Below are 26,109 nucleotides of genomic sequence, written 5' to 3'. Positions count from 1 at the left end.
AGGACAATCAATGTTGAAAGTAAAAAAATGGCTGGGTTTAGCGCTCGGCTTAGTCTTAGTCAGTGGACTCTTGGCTTGTAGCCGGCAAGTGGAGCCCACAACAACTATTCGTGTGGCCACATCACCTGGTCCTTACAGTGAACTCTTCTTAGAAGAAGTTAAACCGGCCTTGGAAAAAGAAGGTTACCAGGTGGAGAACCGGGACTTCGATGACCTCCAGCGGGCCAATATCGCTATCCAGGAGGGGTCGATGGACCTTAATGTGGACCAGCACACCCTCTACATGGAACAGTTTAACCGGGAGGCCGGGGCTGACCTGGTGGCTGTGACCCCCGTTCCCACTGTTCCAACAGCCCTCTTCGCTGGGCAAAAGAAGAGCTTGGATGAGGTGGCGCCAGGCGACCAGGTGGCTATTTCTGACGACCCAGTTGATGTCACCCGGTCCTTGCTCTTACTTGAGAAAGCGGGTTGGATCCGCCTTGACCCAGAGACCGATAAGTCCGAAGTAGGGGAGGATGATATTATTGAGAACAAGGCAGGTATCGAGCTTTCCTTGGTCCAAGCGCCTGTTCTTCCCCAAGCCTTAAAGGATGTGGCCTATGCCATCATCCCAGGCTCAACCTTCTATGATTCCGGCATGTCGGCTGACCAAGCCTTGCTGAATGAGGACTTGCGCCCTGAGCTGAAGTTACAAGCAGTGGTGCGTTCAACTGACCAAGAGGCAGACTGGGTCAAGGATCTAGTTAAGATTTACCAATCCGACCAGCTAAAAGAACGTGTCGAAGAAATCAACCAGACCAATGACCGGGTCCAATGGGCTTGGACTTCGGATTAAAAACTTAATAATAGATGTCCTCCTGAGAGGAAAGGGGCTCCTGTTAAGATGCTAACTTAATAGGAGCTTTTTTGTTATTCCAAAATGCAATCGTTTTAACGAATTAAATTAAATAAAATATGTTTAATGTTCGTTTTCTATTAACAAAGATTAAATATTGTGTTAAAGTAATAACTAAAATGTTTGATAAACGAATGATGTCCCTGTGGGCAAGGAGGAATTATGCAAGAAAAAGAACATGCCATTAAATTGCGCTACCAGGTTGAAGACTCGCCAGCACTCGTCGAATCTGTGGTCCTAGGTTTTCAAAATGTGATTACGGCCTTTGGGGGGCTCGTAGCGGTCCCCTTGATTATCGCTGGAATGGCCTCTTCCAGTGTGGAACAGACGGCCTATCTCATCAGTGCTGCCTTATTTGTATCAGGCCTGGTTTCTATTATCCAGTCTCGGGGCTTTGGCCCAAGATTTTTCCGGGTAGGGGTGGGTTTGCCTACCATTATGGGAACAGACTTTGCCTTTATTGGACCGGCTCAGAGTGTGATTGCCCTGGGCGGTCTGCCCGCTTACTTTGGGGGCACCATGCTTGCTGCCTTACTCGAAATCGTCATGTCCTATTTTGTTAAACCCTTGATGCGCTTCTTCCCACCTGTCGTGACGGGCTCTGTTATTACCCTCATGGGAGCGACCCTGATGTCCACCGCGATGGACTGGGCAGCAGGTGGGGCTGGGGCCCCTGATTATGGGGATCCAGGCAACCTAGCCATTGCGGTTCTTGTCTTTCTAATTGTCGTTCTCTTTAACCATTACGGTCGGGGGAACTGGTCTTCTTATGCCATTCTCATCGGTATGGGGATTGGCTATCTCTTCTGCCTTTTTATGGGCCGGGTGGATACCGACCAAATTCTTGCGGCGGCCTGGTTTAGAATGCCTTCCTTCAACCAAATTGGGATTGATTTTGACTGGCGCTATGCCCTGCCATTTCTTTCTGGTTACTTGGTCACCGTCATTGAAACGGTGGGCGTGATGCAGACTTTAGGGGAAGTGACCCAGCGTGAGCTAAGCGATGAGCAGGTCGCTGCTGGGGTCCGTGCAGATGGCTTCGGATCCTTTATTGCGCCACTCTTCGGTTCAGGACCTGCTGCAACCTTCAGTCAAAATACCGGGCTGATTCCACTGACCCGCAATGCCTCGCGGAAGGTGGCTATTGTCGCTGGTCTTATTATGATTGTTCTTTCCATGAGCCCTAAATTAGCGACGGTGATTTCGGTCATGCCGCTCCCTGTCCTAGGTGGGGCAGGAGTGCTTATGTTTGGGACCGTGGCTGCTTCCGGTATCCAGTCCCTCAGCCGGATCAGCTTCGACACTCGCAACTTGATCATCACTGCTTCAGCGATCGGCATCGGTCTGGGCGTCTCCTTTAGACCAGAAATCACTCAAGGCCTTCCCAGCTTCTTAGCTGGCCTCTTCTCTTCTGGTATCTCGGCCGGTACCATCGTAGCTCTGGTTCTCAATGTCCTATTAAAAGAACGGAAGACCTTGCGTTAACAGCTGCTAAATTCGGCTAAAGCTGAAGCCTTATCATAACTTCACACATTATTTGAAAAGAGACTGCAGTCGCCTTCAGTCTCTTTTTCTTTTACTTTTTATTTTTCCTTAAGAAACCATTGACCCAAGGCATATAGTCTGTAGCTTTGTCTTATTTCTGTTAGAATGAGAATGTCTTAATGTTATAATTATTTCACAATAAAGAAAGGATGTTTTATTTGTCAGAAAATAATGATCAATCATTTGGCTGGGGGCACTTTATCTTAGGGATTCTCTTTATTATCTTGGCCTTGTTCGCCTTTAGAGATCCTCTGGCTAGTCTGATGACCTTAGCTTTCGTCTTTGCTATCGGGATTCTCTTTCGGGGAATCTACCAGCTCATGGTTCGCCACCGCTTAAAGGAATCTTTTGGGATCAAACCGACCCATCTTTTAATCTTTGGGATTATTAATATCTTACTGGGGCTCTACTTAGTCTTTAAGCCGGGCTTGTCAGCGTCCATCTTACCTTTTATTTTTGCTTTTTGGATTTTTATCTCAGCAATCTTTGGCTTTATGAGTCTATCAGCCATCAAGCAGGTAAGTAGGCCGCTCTTCTGGCTGACCCTAATCCTAAATATTATTGCCCTGATTGTGGCTGTTTTCTTAATTTTTAACCCCCTGAGTGCCTTAGTGAGCCTGACCTTCTTGGTTGCTTTCTACTTCTTATTATCAGGGATCCAACACATCATTTACGCTTTCTAAGCATATTCTAATGAAGGCAAGGACATTTTCCCCTTGCCTTTTAGGTCGACTTGGCGTATAGTAATGTCCAGTGAATGAATTAAATATTTTCCTTTAAATTTAGTCCCGTGAGGCTAAGAAGGAGCGAGATGTCTCAGGGTGGGGTGCGTCCTCAGCCTGAACTCTAAAAGACTTGCTTTTTTTGTGCGAGTTTCTTTAAGTAACCATCAACTCCTGTCCTCTGCGGGCAGGAGTTTTTTTGTATCTAATGAGCCAAACGGAGGAGGAAATCCAGATGTCAGTGAAAGAAATTGTCGATGCAGTTACCATTAAACGGGCCCTTACCCGGATTTCTTATGAAATTATTGAGCGCAACCACCAATTAGACCAACTTGTCCTGGTCGGGATTAAAACACGGGGCATTTACCTAGCCCAACGGATTGCCCAACGTCTCAAACAACTCGAAGGCATTGAAGTACCTGTTGGTGAGCTAGACATTACCCGCTACCGCGATGACCAAAAGACCAAGGTCCAAGAAGCAGAAGTCAATGATTCCAACATCCCAGTCAGCCTAGAAGGCAAGGAGGTCATCATTGTAGACGATGTTCTCTATACCGGACGAACCATCCGCGCAGCTTTAGATGCCGTAATGGACTTCGGACGTCCAGAATTGATTGCTTTAGCAGTCCTGGTTGACCGGGGCCACCGAGAGCTTCCTATCCATGCTGATTATGTCGGCAAGAACCTCCCTTCATCCCGCAAAGAGCGCGTCCTTGTGAAGATGGAAGAAGTCGATGGGGAAGACGGTATCTATATCGAACAAAGTCATTAAAGCATTGATCGAAGGCTCCAGGAAGAGCTAGAAAGGATTGTTATGATTTTAAATACGCAAAAGATCTGCCTCCAAAACCTACTGAGTGTGGAAAGTTTAAGCGATGAAGAAGTGCTCGGGCTTATTAAGATGGCTCAAGTCTACAAATACCATCCCGGACACCGGCCGATTCAAAAGCAATACTTCGTTAGCAATCTCTTCTTTGAGAACTCAACGCGGACCCACCGCAGCTTTGAGATTGCTGAACGCAAGCTGGGCTTGGAATGTTTAGACTTTGAAGCATCAACTTCTTCCGTACAGAAAGGGGAGACCCTCTACGACACAGTCTTGACTATGTCGGCCTTGGGAGTAGATATTGCGGTAATCCGGCACGGGCAAGACCACTACTATGATGACTTGGTTAAGAGCCCTCATATCCATTGTGCCCTTATCAATGGTGGGGACGGTAGCGGCCAGCACCCTAGCCAGTGTTTACTCGACCTCATGACTATCTATGAAGAATTCGGTCGTTTCCAAGGTTTGAAGGTAGCCATTGTCGGGGACCTGGTTCATTCCCGGGTGGCTAAGTCCAACATGCAAATGCTCCACCGCCTAGGCGCGGAGCTCTACTTTGCTGGAGCTCCTGAGTGGTATGACACAAGTTTTGACCAGTATGGCCACTATGAAGATCTCGACCAGATTGTTGAGAAGGTGGACGTTATGATGATGCTCCGGGTCCAAAACGAACGCCATCACGGAGAGAAATCCTACAGCAAGGAAGACTACCATCAAGCTTACGGTCTGACTTTAAAACGAGCTGAAAGACTGCAAGATCATGCCATTATTATGCATCCAGCTCCGGTTAACCGGGATGTGGAGATTGCCGACAGTCTGGTGGAATGTGACCAATCCCGCATCGTCCAACAGATGTCCAACGGGGTCTTTATGCGGATGGCTATCTTAGAAGCTGTCATCAATGGTAAAGAAGCAGAAAAAGAGAATAGGGAGGCTAAGCATGAAAACACTAATCAAGAATGGCTTAATGAATGGGCAGGCTAATGCGCTTGATCCGGTTGAACTTGTTATAGAGGATGGACGCATCCAAGCTTTAGGCCAGGGCTTCGCGGAAGAAGCTTTTGACCAAGTTTTTGACGCTCAAGGGGGCTTAATCAGTCCCGGCCTAGTGGATGTTCACGTCCACTTCCGGGAGCCTGGCCAAGAACATAAGGAAACCATTGCTTCCGGAAGCTTAGCCGCTGCCCGGGGTGGCTTTACCACAGTCTGCGCCATGCCTAATGTAGACCCTGTGCCTTCTTCTAAGGAACGCTTGGACCATATGTATGACCTGATCAAAAAAGAGGCCAAAATCAAGGTCCACCAATACGCCACGATTACCAAGGGCCTCCGGTCGGATGAATTGGTGGATTATGAGGCTTTAAGCCAAGCGGGCGCCTTTGCCTTCAGTAATGATGGGGTAGGGGTCCAGACTGCAGGCACTATGTATCAGGCCATGCAGGCGGCTGCCAAAGTTGATAAAGCCTTGGTGGCTCATGTAGAAGATGATTCCCTCTTATTTGGGGGTGTGATGAATGCAGGCGAACGGGCCAAAGAATTGGGTTTGCCAGGAATTCTACCGATTTCAGAATCTTCACAAATCGCCCGGGACCTTCTCCTGGCGGAAGCGACCGGCGTCCACTACCATATCTGCCATGTCTCAACCAAGGAGAGTGTGCGGGCCGTACGCCAGGCGAAGGCAGCGGGGATCCATGTGACCTGTGAAGTCTCTCCCCACCACTTGCTGTTAGCGGATGAAGATATTCCGTCCGATAACGCTATGTATAAGATGAATCCGCCGCTACGTTCAGCTGCTGATCGTCAAGCCCTAATTGATGGGCTCTTGGACGGCACCATTGACTGTATTGCAACTGACCATGCTCCACATGCTCTTGAAGAGAAGAATCAAGGCTTCCTTAAGTCAGCCTTTGGAATTGTCGGCATTGAGACGGCCTTCCAATTGATCTACAGCTATTTTGTTGAAAGCAGTATTTTTACCCTCGAACAGGTGGTCAATTGGATGGCCCGCAAACCAGCAGAAATCTTTAACTTAGAGGCAGGCCAGCTAAAAGTTGGCAGCCCAGCTGACCTGGCTATCTTTGCCCTCGACCAGGAAAGTGAGATTAATCCCGATGACTTCCTCTCCAAAGGGAAGAATACGCCTTTTGCAGGCTGGAAGATCAAGGGAGAGACCCTAGCAACTTTCGTGGATGGGCAATTGGTATGGCAAAAGGAGGCTTAAAGATGGAAAGAATTTTATTACTTGAAGATGGCACTTATTTTAGCGGGCAAGCTTTTGGTGCCTTAAAAGAAGTCAGCGGTGAGCTTATCTTTACCACTGGCATGACCGGCTACCAAGAGACCATCACGGATCCGTCTTATTTTGGCCAGTTGATTACTTTTACTTATCCGATGATCGGCAATTACGGGATCACGGCAGATAATAATGAATCCGTTGCTCCTTCTTGTAAGGCGGTCATTGTTAAGGAATGGGCCCGCCGTCCCTCCAATTGGCGGAGCCAGATGAACTTGGATGAGTTTTTGAAACAATATGAGATTCCAGGTTTAGCAGGGATTGATACCCGGGCCCTGACCCATAAAATTCGTGAACAGGGGGCCATGAAAGCAGCTATTATCGCGGTTGATGCCGACCGGGACCAAGCCCTGGCTGAGCTCAAAGCCGAACCAGCTGTTAAGGACCATGTTGCGAGTGTCTCAACTAAGACGCCTTATCCGAATCCCAATAGCGGACGCCGGGTGGTTGTCGTAGACTTTGGGCTCAAACATTCGATCCTGCGGGCGCTCTCTGAACGCCATTGTTCGGTGACCGTTGTCCCTTACCATACCGATGCTCAAACGATCCTAGCCCTCAAACCCGATGGCGTCATGCTCTCAAACGGACCAGGAGATCCAAAAGACCTGTCTACTGTCCTCGACATGATCCGTGAAATTCAAGAACAGGTCCCAATCTTCGGGATCTGCCTCGGCCACCAATTATTTGCCCTCGCCAATGGAGCTGATACTTACAAGATGAAATTCGGCCACCGCGGAGTCAACCATCCCGTCCGCGAGATTGCGACCGGTCGGATTGACTTCACTTCCCAGAACCATGGCTATGCGGTAGCCAAAGACTCTATCGATCCAGAAAAATTAATCATTACCCATGTAGAAATCAATGATGGGACAGTGGAAGGTCTCAAGCACCGCCACTATCCAGCCTTCACCGTCCAATACCATCCGGACGCTGCCCCAGGGCCACACGACGCCCTCCATCTCTTCGATGACTTCATGGCAATGATTGATGCAAGAAAGGAGCACTAAGATGCCTAAACGTACAGATATCCAAAAAATTATGGTCATTGGCTCAGGTCCGATCGTGATCGGTCAAGCAGCTGAGTTTGACTATGCCGGGACCCAGGCTTGCCTAGCTCTTAAAGAAGAAGGCTATGAAGTCGTCCTTGTGAATTCCAATCCAGCGACCATCATGACCGACAAGGAGATCGCGGATGAGGTTTATATTGAACCCATTACCTATGAATTTGTCTCCCGCATCCTGAGAAAAGAACGTCCCGATGCGATTCTCCCAACCCTAGGCGGGCAAACCGGCCTTAATATGGCCTTAGAATTATCTAAAGCCGGCATCTTAGACGAATTGGGGATTGAACTATTGGGCACCAAGCTCTCAGCCATTGAACAGGCCGAGGACCGGGACCAGTTCAAGCGATTAATGGAAGAATTACAGCAACCTATCCCTGAATCAACCATTGTCCACACGGTAGATGAAGCGGTCGCTTTTGGAGCGAAGATCGGCTATCCCTTGATCGTACGTCCAGCCTATACCTTAGGCGGAACGGGTGGGGGTCTGTGCGAGAACGAAGAGGAGCTTAGAGAAATCACCGAAAATGGGCTGTCCTTATCTCCCGTGACCCAGTGCCTGATCGAGCAGAGTATTGCGGGTTACAAGGAAATTGAATATGAAGTGATGCGGGACTCTGCTGATAATGCCATTGTGGTATGTAATATGGAGAACTTTGACCCTGTCGGTATCCACACGGGCGACTCCATTGTCTACGCACCCACCCAGACCCTGTCCGATGATGAACACCAGATGCTTCGTGATGCTTCCTTATCTATTATCCGTGCCCTTGAAATTGAAGGGGGCTGTAATGTGCAGTTAGCCCTAGACCCTAAGAGTTTCAAGTATTATGTGATTGAAGTGAACCCTCGGGTGTCTCGGTCTTCCGCTTTAGCTTCCAAGGCGACGGGTTATCCGATCGCTAAGCTAGCAGCCAAGATTGCCCTCGGTCTGACCCTGGATGAAATGATGAACCCTGTGACGGAATCAACCTATGCAGAATTCGAACCCACCTTAGACTATGTGGTCTGCAAGATTCCGCGCTGGCCTTTTGACAAGTTCCAAGATGCGGAGCGCCGCTTAGGGACACAAATGAAGGCGACTGGGGAAGTCATGGCGATCGGAAGAAACATCGAAGAAGCGACTCTAAAAGCTGTGCGTTCACTCGAGATCGGCTGCTACCACGCCGAAATGAAAGAACTTGAAGATGTCTCAGACGATGTCATCAGCGAAAAGTTAATCAAAGCCCAAGACGACCGACTCTTCTATATCATGGAAGCCATCCGCCGCGGTTACAGCATTGAAGATATTGCCCAGTTGACAAAGATCGACCTCTTCTTCCTAGATAAACTCTTACACATTGTAGAAATTGAGGACGACCTCAAGGCAAAGCCAGGAAACATGGAAAAGGTTGGCCAGGCTAAAACATATGGCTTTACTGACTATAAGCTGGCCCAGTTATGGGACATGGACGAATCCGACTTCCGTGAGAAACGCTTGGAAGCGGGCATCCATCCAGTCTATAAGATGGTAGATACCTGTGCCGCTGAATTCGAAGCTTCCACTCCATACTTCTACAGCTCTTATGAAAGCTACAGTGAAAGCCAGCCTTCTACGGACAAAGGCTCTATCCTTGTCCTAGGCTCAGGGCCTATCCGAATTGGCCAGGGGGTCGAATTTGACTATGCGACTGTCCATTCTGTGAAGGCTATCCAAGATGCGGGCTATGAAGCCATTATTATGAACAATAACCCGGAAACCGTGTCGACAGACTTCTCCATCTCTGACAAGCTCTACTTTGAGCCTTTAACTTTTGAAGATGTGATGGAAGTCATTGCGGTTGAAAAGCCCCTCGGCGTTATCGTCCAATTCGGAGGTCAGACCGCTATCAACCTGGCTGCACCACTAGCCGAGGCTGGCGTTAAGATCCTAGGAACCACAGTGGAAGATTTGGACCGGGCAGAAGACCGTGATTTATTCGAGCAGGTCCTGAGCCAAATAAACATTCCCCAACCGATTGGGGACACGGCTAGAAGTCCAGAAGAAGCGGTACGAATTGCGGACAAGATTGGCTACCCAGTTCTAGTACGGCCATCCTATGTTCTAGGCGGCCGGGCTATGCAGATTGTAGACCAGCAATCCGACCTTGAAAACTATATGGCCAATGCGGTGAAGGCTTCACCCGAACATCCGGTTCTGATCGATCGTTACCTCCCTGGCTATGAATGCGAAGTCGATGCCATCTGTGACGGGGAGAATGTCCTTGTGCCAGGTATCTTGGAACATATCGAACATGCCGGCGTCCACTCAGGCGACTCCATGGGAATTTATCCACCCCAGTCTTTCTCTGAAGAGGTCAAGGCCACTATCTTGGACTATACGGAAAAATTAGCCCTGGGCTTAAACTGTATTGGCATGATGAATATCCAATTCGTTATTTATGAAAATAAAGTCTATGTGATTGAAGTGAATCCACGAGCTAGCCGGACCGTACCTTTCTTAAGTAAGGTCACCGATATTCCAATGGCCCAACTGGCAACCAAGGCTATTCTTGGCCAGAAAATCACAGATCTTGGCTATCCAACTGGCCTAGCAGCTGAAACAGACCAAGTCTATGTCAAGGCTCCGGTCTTCTCCTTCACTAAATTGAACCAAGTCGACTCCTACCTGAGTCCTGAAATGAAGTCAACAGGGGAAGTCATGGGTGGTGACCACGATAGCAATAAGGCCCTCTACAAGGCCTTCGAAGCAGCCGGGCTCCATATGCCAGACCATGGCAATATTCTCTTTACCATTGCTGACGAAGACAAGGAAGAAGCCTATGACCTGGCCGACGCTTTTGCGGAACTGGGTTATGGGATTGTGGCCACAACGAACACAGCGGCTTACTTTGAAGAACAAGGGCTCTTGGTTCAAACCATTGAAGGCCACAGTGAAGATGTAGAGGCCCCATCTGTTCAAGAAGCTATCCATTCAGGTTCTATCCAGGCGGTCGTTAACCGGGTCTCCCAAGAGGAAGATGAGAGTCAGGACTATAGTTTTGCGATCCGCCAAGCAGCGGTGGAACAAGGTGTCCCACTCTTCACCTCCTTGGATACAGCCCGCGCCATTCTTCGTGTCATGCAAGCACGCGCATTCTCAATTCAAGCCATTTAAATTTATACTAGAAAGGGGAGACGACATGCGCCAGGAGATGATGACCATCATCAAGCAGGAAGAAATTGCACCTAGAATCTTTGAAATGACCTTGAAAGGGGACCTTGTCCAAGAAATGGGGGAATCCGGACAGTTTATCCATATCCGGGTGCCCCGGCAGGACCTCTTACTCAGGCGTCCCATCAGTCTCAACCGCATCCACCGCGAGCTTGGGACCTGCCGGATTATTTACCGGGTGGAAGGAGATGGGACCCGGATCTTCTCTGAGATGACAGCTGGCGACGTCCTCGATGTCATGGGGCCTTTAGGTAGGGGCTTTGACCTCTCCCAGCTTCAAGCAGGCGACCAGGCCTTCATTATTGGTGGGGGAATAGGAATTCCTCCCCTCTATGAATTATCGGCCCAGCTCCGCCAAAAAGGGGTCCACTGCCAGCATTTCCTCGGCTATGCGACTAAGGACGCGGTCTTCTATGAAGAGGCCTTTAGCCAATTAGGCCCCACTCATGTGTCTACGGATGACGGATCCTATGGCTTCCATGGCAATGTCTGCCAGATGGTCCGCCAGGCAGGCATTGAGCCTGACGCTGTCTTTTCCTGTGGTCCTAATGGCCTGCTCAAGGCGGTCTACCAGACCTGTCAGGGGACAGACAATATCCAGCTTTCTCTAGAAGAACGCATGGCCTGTGGGATGGGCGCTTGTGCAGCTTGTGTTTGCCGGTCATCTGAGGACGGCCCCCAAGGTCAGATCCGGACGAAGAAGGTCTGTGAAGATGGCCCTGTCTTCCAAGCTAAGGAGGTGGTGCTCTAATGACGAATCGTTTAGCAGTTAAGCTACCAGGACTCGACTTAAAGAACCCCATTATCCCTGCTTCAGGTTGCTTTGGTTTTGGAAAGGAATACGCCAAGTACTATGACCTCACCCAACTGGGCTCGATTATGGTCAAAGCTACTAGCCCTCTAGAAAAATTGGGCAATCCGACGCCGCGGGTGGCTGAAACCCCCTCCGGCATGCTCAATGCCATTGGCTTACAAAATCCAGGCCTAGAGGTGGTCATGAAGGACTATTTGCCGGCCCTAGAAGTCTATGAAGACCTGCCCATTATCGCCAATGTAGCCGGCTCTTCCCAGGAAGACTATGTGATCGTTTGTGAACGCATCGGTGACGCCCCTAATGTCAAAGCCATTGAATTAAATATTTCTTGCCCCAATGTTAAAGAAGGCGGAATTACTTTTGGGACAGATCCTGACGTGGCCTTTGACCTGATTCAGGCGGTTAAGAAGGTGGCTAAGGTCCCTGTCTATGCCAAATTATCGCCTAATGTCACAGATATCCTGCCAATTGCTGAGGCCATCGAGGCAGGAGGAGCGGATGGTTTTACTATGATCAATACGCTCTTGGGTATGCGGATTGACCTGAAGACCCGGCGTCCGATCCTAGCTAACCAAACTGGTGGCTTATCAGGCCCAGCCATTAAGCCGGTTGCTATTCGTTTGATCCACCAGGTAGCTAGTCACTCAGACCTGCCGATTATTGGCATGGGTGGTGTCTTCACAGTTGATGATGTGCTCGAAATGTTTATGGCGGGCGCTTCCGCTGTCGCTGTCGGGACTGCCAATTTTACCGATCCTTATATCTGCCCAAAACTCATCCAAGCCTTACCGCAAAGGATGGACGAACTAGGGATTGAAAGCTTAGAGGATTTAATTATAGATGTCCGTCAGCGCTTGCGTGGTTAAGTTTAGAAAGTTAAATAGGGAAGACCCCAAGTGAGCGATTCTCGTTATGGGGTTTTCTTTTCTTTACTTTAAATTTACATTGTAATTATTATAATTAGACTTGACACATTGGAAGTTGTTGTTTATAATGAATACAGAAAGTTAAATAATCGTTTAGAGCAAGTGGCGGATCTTTAGATCCAAAACCCGGTCGGGAGGTGAGACTTCCGACAGCAGAGCGCTTAATGAGGCACACTGTGAGGCAGTATCAACTGTCTTTCGGTGTGCCTTTTTTCATCGATTGACTACTTTCTAATAGATTTGGAAGCATGTATTAAATAAGAAAAGGAGTGGTTCATATGGCAAGTGAAGTACAGAACTTTAACCGGGGTGAGGGGTTGAAGTCCATGGTTTATGGCGGTTTGGATGGGATTATTACGACCTTTGCCGTAGTCGCTGGATCAATTGGTGGTGAGCTCAAGATGGAAGTGATTATTATCTTAGGCTTCGCTAATCTCCTAGCCGATGGTATTTCTATGGCTGTTGGTGACTATCTGTCCAGTAAATCAGAGCGCGCCTATGATGATTTTGAACGTATTGAAACGGCGAAAGCACTCAAGGATAACCCTCAATTTAACCAAAACCACATCCAAGAAGCCTATGAAAGTAAGGGCTTAGACAGTCAGCAAGCGCAATTTATTGCCGAAAAACTATCCCAGCACGATGTCGACACCCAAATGAAAGTTCTTTCTGTCGGAGAAGACGAGGCTTCTCAGCCTTTGACCAATGCTTGTATTACTTTCTTCTCTTTTGCCTTCTTTGGGCTATTTCCCTTAATCATTTTTATTCTGGCTTATTTCAATCCGGAACTCGTACCCTATACTTTTCCTTTTTCAATCTTTATGACCTTTAGTATGCTTTTTATCTTAGGGGTCGCCAAAGCCTCTGTAACCAAAGAAAATAGCTTCAAATCGGGGCTTGAGATGTTGGTCATTGGCGGTTTGGCTGCAGTAGCCGCTTACGGTATAGGAAGTATCTTGGCTAATATTTAGACTTAATTTTTCTAATTATAAAATAGGCCCAGAATCATTTTCAGACGATTCTGGGCTTATTTCTATTATAATCATTCTAATTAAACTTGTAGTGGGTTTGAATTTGATTGCTGTCGCTCAAGAGGATCTGTTCCACTGCACACTGGCTTTCAACATAGCGTTGGAGATTTTCTCGCTGCTTGTCAGTCAAGTCACCTTCAATGTTCAGTTTTACATCTGCCTGGAGTTTGCGCTGGCCTTGGTCATCTCGCTCAAAATCAGCTTCAAGTTCGAGGGAGACATCAACGCCTTCAATTTTTCGACCGCGCAGGTAAGTCTGGGCCACCATCAGTTTACAGCCAGCCAGGCCGACCAAGAGGGCACCGCCTGGCGTTGTAGCCTGGGGCTGGTAGGATGAATCTGGCAGGTCATGGTCTAATTCATAGTCGTGGCCATCAACTGTCAGCTTTAAATGTAAATTCTCAAAGACCTGGGCTTGAACATGCATTTTAGTCATTCTTAACACCTTTCTTTAATGAGCGGAAGCACCAGATTGGGCATCGACTTCTCGCTGTCTAGCAGCTTCTTCAGGATCAGAACTGATAAAGTAATAAGTTGGCACATCTTCTTCAGCATCGTAATCAATTTCTAAATTATAATCTTCAAAGAACCACTGGTCTTCGTCCTCAGCAAAGATCAGCAAGCCGTCTTTTTCTACTTGGGCGAAGACATTTTGAGGCGCTTCAACTAAGATCCCCACGGAATAATTATCGTGCACATTGGTCGAGCCGTAGACTTTACCATAAATGCGAATACCTTGACCGGGACCTGGCGCCACTTCATCTTTAAAGAACTTTACCGCTGCGTCACTCACTTGAATATCCATTATCCAACACTTCCTATCTATTATTCATTTCATTGCCTTAAGTTTAGCATAGAAGGCCTATAAGAGGTCAAGTAAGTTAGCTTCTAGTGAATGGAGTCAGCCAATTCAGGAAATAAACTTGACTCAGAATGTTATCAAGCTAAATGGACTAAATGACTAAGAAAAGGCTTACAAGGACTAACATTTAAGGGAGAGTCAGTGACAAAGAGTAAACAATTCAAATTTGAAGCATATTTATTTAATTTCGAAATGACTTTGTGAAATGCATTTTGGAGCTTTTTGATCAAATTGTCAGCAACTAGAACCTTTGTGCCTGGCTAGCGTCTTAACTTGAGCAGTAAACGAAGTCTAGAGGCTAAAGACGGGGTCAGTTTGTAGTTAACCAAGGAGATTGTGAGACAGATGGGAGTAAACTTACATACAATGAATAAATATTCATATATAAGCAAAGAAATCTTTGGATCTTGTCAGTGAGTTTTTTTATCTATTCTAGTTAACATAATATACGTTATGAGAAGCAATAGGTAAATTAATAATAGGCCTTCCCTTTGAAGCTAAGTTCATTTTTGTTATAATAAGTGCGAGACGATTGGGATTTAATTTTTGTCTCAAATAGAATTTAAGTAAAGGAGTCTTATAATATTATGAACCAAGAACAGTTTGACCGTGTAAAATCAGGAGACGGTTTTATCGCTGCTTTAGACCAAAGCGGTGGTTCAACTCCTAAGGCCTTAGCCGCTTATGGTGTTTCTGAGGACCAATACTCTAGCGAAGAAGAAATGTTTGATCTCGTCCATGAGATGCGGACCCGGATTATGACGGATGACGCCTTTAATTCAGACAAGATTCTCGGGGCTATCCTATTTGAGCAAACTATGGATCGCCAAGTTGAAGGTAAATATACCGCGACTTACCTGGCAGATAAAGGGATTGTCCCCTTCCTAAAAATTGACAAAGGACTAGCAGAAATCGAAAACGGTGTCCAAATCATGAAAGATATTCCAAATCTTGATGACCTATTAACCCGTGCTAATGAACGTGGCATCTTTGGGACCAAGGAACGTTCGAATATCTTAGAATTGAACCCTGATGGAATTAAGAAAGTAGTCAGCCAACAATTTGATTTGGCTAAAAAAGTTATTGCTGCTGGCCTCGTCCCTATTGTTGAGCCGGAAGTTAATATTCATGCTGAGGATAAGGCAGAGATTGAAGAAGTCCTCAAACAAGAAATTCTCAAGGAACTTGACCAATTAGCTGACGACCAAGTGGTAATGCTTAAATTAACCCTACCAAGCGTCGATAACGCTTACAAAGAATTAGTCGACCATCCACAAGTCCTAAGCGTGGTTGCCCTATCCGGCGGTTACTCGATCGATGAAGCCAATGACAAGCTACGCCGCAATGAAGGTGTGATTGCTAGCTTCTCCCGTGCCCTAACCAATGCTTTACGGGCCAGCCAATCTGATGAAGACTTCCACAACGAGCTCAAGACAGCTATCGATACGATCTATGATGCTTCGGTGAATAAAGAAGTATAATTTAATTTAGTTAAAATAAAAAGACAGCTCAAGGTAAATCCTTGAGCTGTCTTTTGGTCTAGTATTAGTATTTCTTCCATACCCGAGGTGTCAAGCTTAGGAGGATCGGATAGATTTCCAAGCGCCCCATCAGCATGGTTAGGCACATAATGAACTTGGCGAAAGGGGCTAATTCGGCATAGTCTTCACTAGGCCCCAGAAGGTCCAGGCCATAGCCAATATTATTCAGCGTAGCGATGACCGCATTGAAGGCTCCGCTGAAACTCTGGGTGTAGTGGCTCAGGATAAAGAGCACCAGGCAGAAAACAGCCAGGTAAGTCATCAGATAAAAAGCAATCGACCGCTGGATATCATGGCTCACCCTTTTTCCGTCAAATTTGATGGGGTGGACCCGGCTAGGTGCTAGGACACGCCGGATTTCTTGGCGGATGGACTTGAAGAAGATCGCAATCCGGACGATTTTCAATCCTGAAGTGGTCGACCCGGACATGGCTCCTGTAAACATGAGGAAGAGCAGGACAATATCCGTCGTCACCGGCCAATTAGCGATGGAAACATTGGTGTAGGCGGTGGTCGAGTTAACTGATACCACATTGAAGAAGGCATCTTTCAAGGCTTGGAAGGGACTCTGGTAGAGGCCGTTAATATTGAGGAAGATAATCAAGCTGGCCAAGGCAATGATAGCCACATACCAGCGCAGTTCTTCACTGCGGAGTACCTGCCGCCACTTGCCGATATAGAACAAGTAAAAGAAGTTAAAGCTCATCCCGAAGATGAACATGGCAATGGCCATAACGAGGTCCACATAGTCGCTATTGTAGTGGGCAATGGAATTGCTATAAATGTTAAAGCCCCCTGTCCCTGAGGCCCCCATGGCTAAGAGGGCCGCTTCAAACCAGGGAACCTTTCCCAAGCGTAGGAGAACCATAACGACTAGAGTCATGACCAAATAAATGCTGTAGAGAATATTGATGGAGCTGGAGACCCGGGACTCAACCTTACCAAAGACCGGGCCAGGCAGTTCGGCCCGCATGACATAGACCCCCCTGGCCCCGAAATTCGGTAGAATGTATAGGATAAAAACCAACATCCCCATCCCACCAATTAAGAGCGTAAAGCTCCGCCAGAACATGAGGGCTTCAGGCAAAATATGGAGGCTGGAGCTGAGAACAGAGGCTCCCGTCGTGGTGAAGCCACTGACCGATTCAAAGAAGGCGTCGATAAAGTCCCCCACTGACTGGCTCAAGTAAAAGGGCAAGGCTCCAAAAAAAGAATAGAGCAACCAGATAATACTAACCAGTGCAAAGCCTTCGCGCTGGTAGAAGATATCCGAATTGGGCTGGCGGTAGGACAAGGCCAAGCCAAGGAGTTCACAGAGAGCAATGGTGATGACAAAGGCCCAGATGACCCGGGCAGGGTTGCCGTAATAGAGCCCTACTAAGATGGATGGAATCATCAAGAGCCCTAGGATCATCAGCAAACGACCGATGATAAAACGAAGAAAGGACGTATTCATGGCTAGGCTCGCTCCCTCCTCTCTAAGATATCATCCAGGCTAAAGACATCCCGGCAGGAGGTAAAAATCAAAACATCATCCCCTGCTTGAAGCTGGTCGTCGCCGGATGGGATATGGAGTCGGTCCTGGCGCACAATCATTCCTAAGAGCACATGGTTTTTGATGGCCAGGTCTTTAATTGGCGCTTGGGTCACCCTGTCCTGGGCGCTGACTTGAAATTCCATAGCTTCCGCTATTTCCTTATCCACTGCCAATCGGGCATAGCCTAAGAGTGCACTGTTATTCTCTGGAATGGCCCGTACATGGCGGATAATGGCATCTGAGACTGATATCCGGGGCGAGACAATGACATCCAGATTTTCTGCATTCAGCAGCCGGACAAGCTTGGGTCGGTTAACCTTGGTAATGTTTTTCTTAACGCCTTCTTCATGGGCGAAAAGGGATAGCATTAAGTTTTCTTCGTCGGAATCGGTCATGGAAATGACAATATCATGGCGGTCAATCCGGTGTTCCCTTAAGAAGCGCTGGTCCGTTCCGTCGCCTAAAATAATCTCAGCCTGGTCAATTTCATCCGCTAGGAGTTCGGCTCGCTTGAGGTCTTTTTCGATTAATTTGACATGGATACCGCGCTTGTCCAGCAAGGGCACTAGGTAACGGTTGATCCGGCTTCCCCCTATAATCATTACCGACCGGTAGTTGGCCCGCTGCTTGTGGCCTGCGATATAGGCAGACTGGCTCAAAACTTCATTGGTTGCGATGATATGGATCTGGTCATCCTGGCGCAGGTAATCATCCCCGTGCGGAATAAAGACATGGTCCCCTCTCTCGATCAGACAGATCACAATATCACTTAATTTTTGCCGGACCTGGGCCACACTCCAGTTGAGGATAGGACTGTAGGCAGTCAGGCGAATCTGGAGGAGCTTGATCCGGTCATGGTAAAATTTTTCGACGTGAATAGCAGCTGGATAGTCAAGGACCGTAACAATTTCCTTAGCTGCTTCTTTGTCCTGGTTGATGACATAGTTAATCCCCAAATGCTCGCGGATGAAGTCTTCATTGGCCGTATATTCCCCCGAGCGCGAGCGGACAATTCGGTAGCGGGCGCCAATTTTTTCAGCTAAGATGGCTGAAATAATATTCACTTCATCCAAGTTTGTGACGCTGATAAAAACGTCACAGCGGTCCACATTGGCTTCCAACAAGGTATCTAAGTTGGTTGCTGTCCCGCAGATACCTTGTATATCTAGGACTTCAATTAACTTGTCGATGACTTGCTGGGACTGGTCGATTAAGGTGATCTCGTGCCCTTCCTTATTGAGAAGGTAGCATAATTCTTGGCCGAGTTCGCCTCCTCCAACCACCACAATTTCCATTTTTTTCATTACACAACCCCTATTTAAAACGAGGCTGGAGCTTTTTGTCCCAGCCTCGTTTTAATTCATGCAAACGCTCCTCTAAGCTCCTTCGAAAGCTTCAGTTAAAGGAGGTACAATTTGTTTTTTCCGAGATACTAAGCCTGGTAAGGCGATTTGAGAGTCAACAATTTTACCAGTAAAGGCTTTTTCAAAGTGTTCGACAAGGTCGACATTAGAAACTAACAAGCCTTCTGAATCATTGGTCAAGATATTAGTAACCACGAGGAAGAAGGCGTCATAGCCTTTTTCTGCGGTTTCTTTTTGCATAACTTGGAGCATGTCGTCTTTACGCTTGAGGACGTCATTGACATCCACCACGTTGACTTGGCCGATGCGGACAGAGTGACCGTTTAATTCGAAGGACTTGGCGTCGCCATCAGCGATTTCCAAGGCAGATTTTTCAGAAACGTCGGCCCCTGCCCGCAACATGTCGAGACCATAAGCTTCAAGGTCGATTTCAGCAATCTCAGCGAGCTTGCTGGCTAATTTACGGTCTTCTTCAGTACAAGTTGGTGATTTCAAGAGCAAGGTATCAGAAATCAGACCAGAAAGCATCAAGCCTGCGATTTCCTTAGTCACTTCAACGCCGTGGACTTGGTAGAGGCCATAAATGACCGTCTGGGTACAGCCTACGGGACGAGCGGTATAGGCCAAAGGTGAAGCCGTCTCGAAATTAGCAATCCGGTGGTGGTCCACTACAGAATGGATTTCAACCTCACGGATATCTTCAGCAGATTGTTGGAATTCGTTGTGGTCCACTAAGGCCACGCGATCTGTTTCTGCAGCTACTTTCTTAACCACACGTGGGGCTTGGACAGAGAAATGCTCTAAAGCGAACTGGGTTTCTGGGTTTAAGTCGCCAAGAGCGATGGCTTCAGCCTCTTCACCCAATTGATTTAATAAATGACTGTAAGTGATAGCAGATGTAATGGCATCTGTGTCTGGATTTTGGTGTCCAAAAACAAGAATTTTACTCACAAAATCTCCTCTTTTCTAAAAAACTTCTGCCTCTATTTTATCATAAAAGCCGGCTTTAGGCTTAGAATTCTTCATAAACCGCTGGATTTTGTGCCCCGGTTCGACCATTGGGATGGTCCAAGCGAGCAATCTGGGCCATGTCGTTATCGTCAAGTTCAAAGTCAAAGACGCTGAAGTTCTCTTCTAGACGGTCAGCATGGCTCGACTTAGGAATGGGCATGGTGCCAATCTGTAAATGCCAGCGGAGGACAACCTGACCTGGTGTCTTGCCGCGCTTCTTAGCAATCTCTTTGATTGGATCTTGTTCCAAGATAGATTCAGACATTTTCTCGCTCCCCCGACCGAGCGGGCTCCAAGCCTGGGTCAGGATGTCGTGGCCTCTATCGTAGGCAATCTGCTTAGTTTGTTGAAAATAAGGATGGGTCTCTACCTGGTTCATAACCGGTACTTCCTGGGTCTCTTCAATTAAGCGATCGATGTGTTCAGGTAAGAAATTGCTGACTCCAATCGCTTTGACATAGCCGCGATTTTTAGCTTCAATCAGGGCCTGCCAAGCTTCGACATAGTGGCCTTGCTTAGGATTAGGCCAATGGATTAAGTAGTAGTCATAGTAGTCCAACTGGGCCCGGTAAAGGGATTCTTCAATGGCCGTCAGGGCTAAATCATAAGTGTGGTAGCGGCCTGGTAACTTGCTAGCGACTTGGATCTGGTCACGAGCCAAGCCTGATTCGCGAATGGCCTGGCCAACTGTCCCCTCATTTTCATAATTATAAGCGGTGTCGAGGTAGCGGTAGCCAATGTCTAAGGCAGCCTTGATGCTGTCCACACCGGCCCGACCTTTAAGCTTATAGGTCCCTAAACCGACTTGGGGGACTTGGTCACCGTTACGCAAAGTATAGTATGGAATAGTCATTTGGATCCAATGCCTCCTTTGAAATCATCAGTATCAATCTTTAGCCCCAGTATAACAGGTCTGTTTAAGATTTGAAAAGTGAAAGCTCTAGTCTTCTGCCGCTAGCAAGTCCAAATCGATGAGGGGGGTCACGCGCATAAGCTCCCCTTCTTTATCTTCATCGACCAGGGCTTTGCCATTGGAATAGCGGTCCGCAATCGGTGCGTCAACGGCTCGGATTTGTTTGAGCTGACCATTGGCGCAGTATAGTTCAAAGAGGTCTTGGGTGGTCGCTACCGGATAGGCAGCGAGCAAGCGGTGAGGCTTGGTCTTCAATTCCTTGAGGACCACGAGTCCCCGTTTGGCCCGGCCAAGACTGGCAATCTCTTCCCAGCGCAAACGTTTGGCGTGGCCTCTTTGGGTGAATAAGATAATTTGCGCCTGGTCGTCCACTTGGTCCTGGTAGACAGCATTGACAACCTGGTCTTTGTCTTTGAGGTTAATGGACTTCACCCCTTTGGCACGGAGACCAACCTGGTTGATTTCGTCAATGCTATAGCGCAGACTGAAGCCAAATTCAGTAAAGATAATGATCTGGGCTTGGCTCTGGTCTGTCTCATCAGATACTTGATAGACATTGACGACTTGGTCCATGTCGTCGGAGAGGGTCATGGCGACGGCTGAGCGCTTCTTATAACCTCTAAATTCTTTAAAATCAGCTAATGGACTTTGCTTAACCATGCCTGCCTGGGTAATAAGCAAGATATTATCTTTGCTATTTTTGTCGTAAGGGAGCACTTTAATAATTTTTTCATCATTAGCAAAGTTAACCCTTTGCGATATGTGCTCTCCTAGGTCCTTCCACTTGAGCTCTTGAAGTTCATGGACAGGTTGGAAGATATAATTGCCTTTGTTGGTGATTAAGATCAATTGATCAAGTGTAGAATGTTCAGCTAAGTACAGGACATGGTCGCCCTCTCTTAGTCCCAGGTCTTCTAGCTCAGAAGACCGGTAAGAACGCAAACTAGTTTGCTTGACATAACCATAATTGCTGATGACTACCATGACCTGCTCTTCAGGAATAAGGAGTTCCTTTTTAATCTTAATTTCACTGATCTCATCCTGGATCTCACTACGCCGGGGATTGCTATAGGCTTTTTTGATGGCCTTGAGCTCGTTTTTGATGACCTTGAGTAAGACCTTGGGCTGACTCAAAATCGTTTGGTAAGAAGCAATGGCTTCATTTAAGCTGAGTTTTTCTTCCTGGAGGCTAGTGATATCGGTATTGGTTAGCCGGTAAAGTTGGAGGTTGACAATGGCTTCAGCTTGCTTGTCAGTAAAGTCAAACTGCTCCATAATATTTTGCTTGGCGTCCTTCTTGTCCTTACTCTGCCGGATAGTTTGGATCAGCTCATCGAGGATGCTGATGGCCTTGATTAAGCCATCGACAATGTGCAAGCGCTGGGAGGCCTTGTCGAGATCAAATTGGGTCCTCCGGGTGACTATTTCCTTACGGTGGCTGACATAGGCTGACAGGATATCCTTCAAGCCCACTTGCTGGGGCCGGAGCTGGTTAATGGCTACCATATTGAAGTTGTAATTAATCTGCAAGTTCGTATTCTTATAGAAATACTGGAGGATGGCATTGGCATTGGCATCCTTCTTCAACTCGATAACAATTCTTAGGCCGTTGCGGTCGCTTTCATCGCGGATCTCACTAATGCCCTCAATGCTCTTATTGAGCCGGAGTTCGTCCATCCGTTTGACCAAGTCCGATTTGTTGACTTCAAAGGGAATTTCATCGATGACAATCTGTTGGCGGCCCGAACGCAGGGTCTCCATGCGGTGCTTAGACCGGACAACTACCTTGCCCCGACCTGTTTCATAGGCCTTGCGGATTTCATCCTTGCCTTGGATAATCCCACCTGTCGGAAAATCTGGACCGGGTAGAAAGTCCATGAGCTTGTCTAAGCTAGCCTTGGGATGGTCGATAAAATAATTAGTAGCGTCAATGACCTCTCCCAGATTGTGGGTGGGAATTTCCGTCGCATAACCAGCAGAAATTCCCGCTGCTCCATTGACCAATAAATTAGGAAAGCCGGCAGGTAATACGGTAGGCTCTTCTTCCGTGTCGTCAAAGTTGAGCATAGTTTCAACCGTCTGTTTGTCCAAGTCGGCCAAGAGTTCATCGGCAATCTTAGATAAACGGGCCTCGGTGTAACGCATAGCAGCTGCTGGGTCGCCGTCCATCGAGCCGTTATTACCATGCATCTCGATTAAGACTTCCCGGTTCTTCCAGTCTTGGCTCATCCGCACCATGGCATCATAAACCGAGGTATCGCCGTGGGGATGGTAGTTACCGATCACATTCCCGACTGTTTTAGCAGACTTACGGAAATTATGACTGGAGGTATTGCCATCCACAAACATGGCATAAAGAATCCGCCGTTGGACAGGCTTGAGCCCATCGCGAATATCCGGTAAGGCCCGGTCTTGGATAATGTACTTGGAATAGCGGCCAAAACGGTCCCCCATTACATCTTCTAGAGATAATTCTTGAATATCAACTGTCATGCACTAAAACTCCTCATCATCAAATAGACTCGTTTGGTCAGCTTCTAGACCAGCAGACTGGTCAGCCAGTTTACTGGCCAATTCTTCTTCCATTTCTGGATCGCTCTCCTGGCTAGCGGCCTCTAAGAGCTTGTCCTCTTCATCCATAGTAAAGGCAACATTTTCTTCAATCCATTCCCGTCTAGGGGCTACCTTGTTCCCCATCAGGACGGAAACCCGCTTCTCAGCTAGCGATTGGTCATCCAAAGTCACCCGGATTAAGGTGCGGGAGTCAGGGTTCATCGTCGTTTCCCATAATTGGTCAGCATTCATTTCCCCCAGCCCCTTGTAGCGTTGGAGGGTATAGCCCTTACCAACTTCCTTAGTCACTTGGGCGAGCTCCTCATCGGTCCAAGCATAGCGGATTTTTGCCTTTTTCCCCTTGCCTTTAGATACTTTATAAAGAGGAGGCATAGCCAAATAAACCTTGCCGGCTTCGACTAAGGGCCGCATATAGCGGTAGAAGAAGGTCAAGAGGAGAACTTGAATATGGGCCCCATCTGTATCCGCATCTGTCATGATGATGACCTTATCATAGTTAGCATCAGCAAGTTCAAATTCTACCCCCACGCCGGCACCAATGGTATAGATAATAGTATTCAATTCTTCATTCTTTAAGATATCCTGCATGCTGGCCTTTTCCGTATTTAAGACCTTGCCCCGGAGCGGTAGGATGGCTTGGAATTTCCGGTCCCGCCCCTGCTTGGCTGAACCTCCCGCTGAATCCCCTTCGACTAAGAAGAGTTCATTACGATTGGCATTTTTACCTTGAGCAGGGGTCAGCTTGCCGGATAGGAGGGTTTCTCGTTTGCGGCTCTTCTTGCCCTTGCGGCTCTCTTCCCGGGCCTTGCGAGCAGCATCCCGGGCCTCCCGAGCCTTCAAGGCCTTGCGGACCAGGTGCTGGGCCGATTCTCCGTTCTCTAGAAGGTAGATGCCCAACTTCTCATTGACCATCGCTTCCACACTTGACCGGGCCTGGGGTGTTCCTAGCTTACTCTTGGTCTGCCCTTCAAATTGCAGGTATTCTTCCGGCACATGGATGGATAGGACAGCCGTGAAACCTTCGCGCACATCAGTCCCTTCCAGGTTCTTTTCCTTGGGTTTGAGCAGGTTGGTTTTCCGCGCATATTCATTGAAGGCCTTGGTAAGTCCGGTCTTGAGCCCTGAAACATGGGTCCCCCCGTCCGAAGTCCGTACATTGTTGACAAAGGATAGGATGGTTTCGGAATAGCCATCGTTGTATTGGAAGGCGAGTTCCATCTCGATTCCGCTCTCGGCTGCCTTGTCTTCGAAATAAACAGCTTGGTGGAGGGCGTCCTTGTCTTCATTAAGATATTTGACGAAGGCGACAATCCCCTCTTCATAGTGGTAGCTTTCTTCGAAGTCCTCTCTTTCATCTTTAAAATTAATTTTTAAGTTCTTCATTAAGAAGGCTGATTCGCGCAAGTGTTCTTGTAAGGTCTTGCGGTCGAATTGGGCCTGGCCAAAAATTTTTTCATCTGGTTTGAAATGAATCTTGGTTCCTGTGGCCTTAAATTTAATGGACTTCAAGTGGGCCTTACCTGGCTTACCGCCGTCCTTGAAAGCTTGCTTATACTCTTTTTGGTCACGGTGGACGGTAACTTCTAGTGATGAAGAAAGTGCGTTCACGACAGAAGAGCCAACCCCATGCAAGCCACCTGAAGTCGAATAGCCGCCACCTCCGAATTTCCCTCCGGCATGGAGGACGGTTAAAATAACTTCTACCGTGGGCCGGCCTGTCGCATGTTGGCCGATGGGCATGCCTCGGCCATTATCTTGGACAGTTACAGAATTGTCTGGGTGGATGCAGACGTCAATTTCATCGCAATAGCCAGCTAAGGCCTCATCGACAGAATTATCTACAATTTCATAGACCAAGTGGTGGAGGCCCCGGCTATCTGTTGATCCCACATACATCCCCGGCCGTTTTCTGACGGCTTCCAGGCCTTCTAGGACTTGGATTGAACTTTCATCATATTGTGCTTGCTTTTTGGTCATCTTAAGCATGTCCCCTTTAATCCAATTATTATCATTCATTTCATCGCGTCTCAAAAAGACATCTTTTACCATCTTACTCGATTTTTGCTGAATTCACAATGCTTGTTTCACTTGCCTAGTCCTTGGCCTCTTTTGAATTTTTTAATCAAGGGCGGTCGGAATAATGCTATAATATAGACATGTCAAAAAAGCAGGTGAATATATGTTATTAAATTTATTACTTCTAATTGTTGCTTATCTTCTTGGCTCAGTTCCTTTCGGCCTACTGATCGGTCGGGTCTTCTATCAGACTGATCTCCGTGACTACGGCTCAGGCAATATCGGGACCACCAATGCCTTTCGCGCCCTGGGTAGGACTGGTGGCTTATTCGTTTTTGTCTGCGATATGCTCAAAGCAGGTCTCATTGTCCTCATTTCCCAGAGCTTTACTGCCTTTACTTGGCATCCCCTGGTTTATGGCATTGCGGTTATTTTGGGCCATAGCTTCTCGATCTTTCTCAAGTTCAAGGGAGGTAAGGCCGTGGCTTCTAGCTTCGGCATGGGACTCTTCTACGCGCCCCTGATTTCCCTTTTGGGAATTGGCGCCTTCTTCTTAGTCCTCTACTTCTCACGCATGGTGAGCTTAGCTTCAATCAGTGGTGTGTTGACGGCTTTGGTCTTGTCGCTTCTCTTTACTAGCGATCATTTCCTCCAACTGATCTTAGTCATTGTATGCTTGATCGTTATCCTCAGGCACCGGACCAATATTGAACGCATCTTAAATGGTAGCGAATCCAAAGTTCCTTTTGGTTTTCGAGCCAAAAAATAAGAATATTTTTCCAAATTGTATAGATGAGCATTCCTTCCGCATTGAAAGTGATCATTAAAGAGCCGTCGAAGACTTTCAGTCTTCTCTGTCCCTTTGCTCCAGAGGTCTATTTCTCCCGCTAGCCTTCACACCCTGAAGCTTCCTACGATTAGTCAAGTATAAATTGGTATAAAGTTGCTAAAGTATACGAGGCAATATTTAGTAGACTGATTTTTG

General features: G+C 47.5%; 20 protein-coding genes and 1 pseudogene. 13 read left to right on the top strand and 8 right to left on the bottom strand.

The annotated features are described in order from the left end of the window. The first annotated feature begins 10 nt into the window (after positions 1–10). The 11 genes and pseudogenes from QP860_RS01295 to QP860_RS01245 all read left to right on the top strand — a co-directional run bounded on the left by QP860_RS01295 (position 11) and on the right by QP860_RS01245 (position 13,246). Entirely contained in the window at positions 11–835 is an 825-nt protein-coding gene (locus tag QP860_RS01295; protein ID WP_284912054.1) for a MetQ/NlpA family ABC transporter substrate-binding protein, read from the top strand. Between the two features lie 222 nt (positions 836–1,057). Then, positions 1,058–2,380 carry a uracil-xanthine permease family protein gene (locus QP860_RS01290; protein ID WP_284878521.1) on the top strand — a complete coding sequence of 441 codons (1,323 nt, stop codon included), beginning with the start codon at positions 1,058–1,060 and terminating at the stop codon, positions 2,378–2,380. 218 nt (positions 2,381–2,598) lie between these two features. Then, on the top strand, positions 2,599–3,123 hold the full coding sequence (locus tag QP860_RS01285; protein ID WP_168162694.1) for an HdeD family acid-resistance protein: 525 nt from the start codon (positions 2,599–2,601) through the stop codon (positions 3,121–3,123). Positions 3,124–3,397: 274 nt separating this feature from the next. Next, entirely contained in the window at positions 3,398–3,934 is a 537-nt protein-coding gene (pyrR, locus tag QP860_RS01280; protein WP_070617138.1) for a bifunctional pyr operon transcriptional regulator/uracil phosphoribosyltransferase PyrR, read from the top strand. A gap of 42 nt (positions 3,935–3,976) precedes the next feature. Then, a pseudogene (locus QP860_RS01275) lies at positions 3,977–4,897 on the top strand (aspartate carbamoyltransferase catalytic subunit); the annotation flags it as partial. Positions 4,898–4,928: 31 nt separating this feature from the next. Beyond that, positions 4,929–6,209, top strand: a complete 1,281-nt coding sequence (pyrC, locus tag QP860_RS01270) for a dihydroorotase (RefSeq protein WP_070617081.1) — start codon at positions 4,929–4,931, stop codon at positions 6,207–6,209. A 2-nt stretch (positions 6,210–6,211) separates the two neighbouring features. Continuing rightward, on the top strand, positions 6,212–7,288 hold the full coding sequence (locus tag QP860_RS01265) for a carbamoyl phosphate synthase small subunit (RefSeq protein WP_284912053.1): 1,077 nt from the start codon (positions 6,212–6,214) through the stop codon (positions 7,286–7,288). A gap of 1 nt (position 7,289) precedes the next feature. Next, the gene (carB, locus tag QP860_RS01260; protein ID WP_070617085.1) at positions 7,290–10,478 is read left to right on the top strand and encodes a carbamoyl-phosphate synthase large subunit; all 3,189 of its coding nucleotides are present in this window, start codon (positions 7,290–7,292) and stop codon (positions 10,476–10,478) included. Positions 10,479–10,503: 25 nt separating this feature from the next. Further along, positions 10,504–11,286 carry a dihydroorotate dehydrogenase electron transfer subunit gene (locus QP860_RS01255; protein ID WP_070617087.1) on the top strand — a complete coding sequence of 261 codons (783 nt, stop codon included), beginning with the start codon at positions 10,504–10,506 and terminating at the stop codon, positions 11,284–11,286. Next, a complete protein-coding gene (locus tag QP860_RS01250) occupies positions 11,286–12,215 on the top strand; it encodes a dihydroorotate dehydrogenase (protein ID WP_070617088.1) in 930 nt (309 codons plus the stop codon). Before QP860_RS01255 ends, QP860_RS01250 begins: the two co-directional genes overlap by 1 nt. A gap of 338 nt (positions 12,216–12,553) precedes the next feature. Beyond that, positions 12,554–13,246 carry a VIT1/CCC1 transporter family protein gene (locus tag QP860_RS01245; RefSeq protein ID WP_070617090.1) on the top strand — a complete coding sequence of 231 codons (693 nt, stop codon included), beginning with the start codon at positions 12,554–12,556 and terminating at the stop codon, positions 13,244–13,246. Positions 13,247–13,322: 76 nt separating this feature from the next. Here the strand turns inward: QP860_RS01245 and QP860_RS01240 are convergent, their stop codons facing one another. After that, entirely contained in the window at positions 13,323–13,742 is a 420-nt protein-coding gene (locus QP860_RS01240) for an OsmC family protein (RefSeq protein WP_083294302.1), read from the bottom strand. Between the two features lie 15 nt (positions 13,743–13,757). Continuing rightward, positions 13,758–14,111, bottom strand: coding sequence for a HesB/YadR/YfhF family protein (locus QP860_RS01235; protein WP_141744568.1), 354 nt, complete (start codon positions 14,109–14,111; stop codon positions 13,758–13,760). A gap of 644 nt (positions 14,112–14,755) precedes the next feature. Here QP860_RS01235 and QP860_RS01230 point away from each other — a divergent pair. Beyond that, positions 14,756–15,649 carry a fructose bisphosphate aldolase gene (locus tag QP860_RS01230; protein WP_070617096.1) on the top strand — a complete coding sequence of 298 codons (894 nt, stop codon included), beginning with the start codon at positions 14,756–14,758 and terminating at the stop codon, positions 15,647–15,649. A 64-nt stretch (positions 15,650–15,713) separates the two neighbouring features. Here QP860_RS01230 and QP860_RS01225 read toward each other — a convergent pair whose 3' ends face one another. The 6 genes from QP860_RS01225 to parE all read right to left on the bottom strand — a co-directional run bounded on the left by QP860_RS01225 (position 15,714) and on the right by parE (position 25,085). Next, positions 15,714–17,165: a TrkH family potassium uptake protein gene (locus QP860_RS01225; RefSeq protein WP_284912052.1), complete on the bottom strand. Its 1,452-nt coding sequence runs from the start codon at positions 17,163–17,165 to the stop codon at positions 15,714–15,716. A 2-nt stretch (positions 17,166–17,167) separates the two neighbouring features. Continuing rightward, on the bottom strand, positions 17,168–18,550 hold the full coding sequence (gene trkA / locus QP860_RS01220; RefSeq protein ID WP_284912051.1) for a Trk system potassium transporter TrkA: 1,383 nt from the start codon (positions 18,548–18,550) through the stop codon (positions 17,168–17,170). Positions 18,551–18,622: 72 nt separating this feature from the next. Next, entirely contained in the window at positions 18,623–19,561 is a 939-nt protein-coding gene (locus tag QP860_RS01215; protein WP_284912050.1) for a manganese-dependent inorganic pyrophosphatase, read from the bottom strand. 61 nt (positions 19,562–19,622) lie between these two features. Next, complete coding sequence (locus tag QP860_RS01210) at positions 19,623–20,474, bottom strand: aldo/keto reductase (protein ID WP_070617102.1); 852 nt, start codon at positions 20,472–20,474, stop codon at positions 19,623–19,625. An 87-nt stretch (positions 20,475–20,561) separates the two neighbouring features. Then, positions 20,562–23,027, bottom strand: coding sequence for a DNA topoisomerase IV subunit A (parC, locus tag QP860_RS01205; protein ID WP_070617104.1), 2,466 nt, complete (start codon positions 23,025–23,027; stop codon positions 20,562–20,564). A 3-nt stretch (positions 23,028–23,030) separates the two neighbouring features. Continuing rightward, a complete protein-coding gene (parE, locus tag QP860_RS01200) occupies positions 23,031–25,085 on the bottom strand; it encodes a DNA topoisomerase IV subunit B (RefSeq protein WP_070617141.1) in 2,055 nt (684 codons plus the stop codon). 202 nt (positions 25,086–25,287) lie between these two features. Between parE and plsY the strand changes: the two genes are divergently transcribed. Beyond that, a complete protein-coding gene (plsY, locus tag QP860_RS01195; protein ID WP_070617106.1) occupies positions 25,288–25,893 on the top strand; it encodes a glycerol-3-phosphate 1-O-acyltransferase PlsY in 606 nt (201 codons plus the stop codon). Positions 25,894–26,109: the final 216 nt, after the last annotated feature.

This window comes from Aerococcus sp. UMB1112A (assembly GCF_030230715.1).
In the GTDB taxonomy this organism is placed as follows: Bacteria; Bacillota; Bacilli; order Lactobacillales; family Aerococcaceae; genus Aerococcus.
Note: the sequence above shows the minus strand (reverse complement) of the source record. Positions and strands in the feature narration are given on the sequence as shown.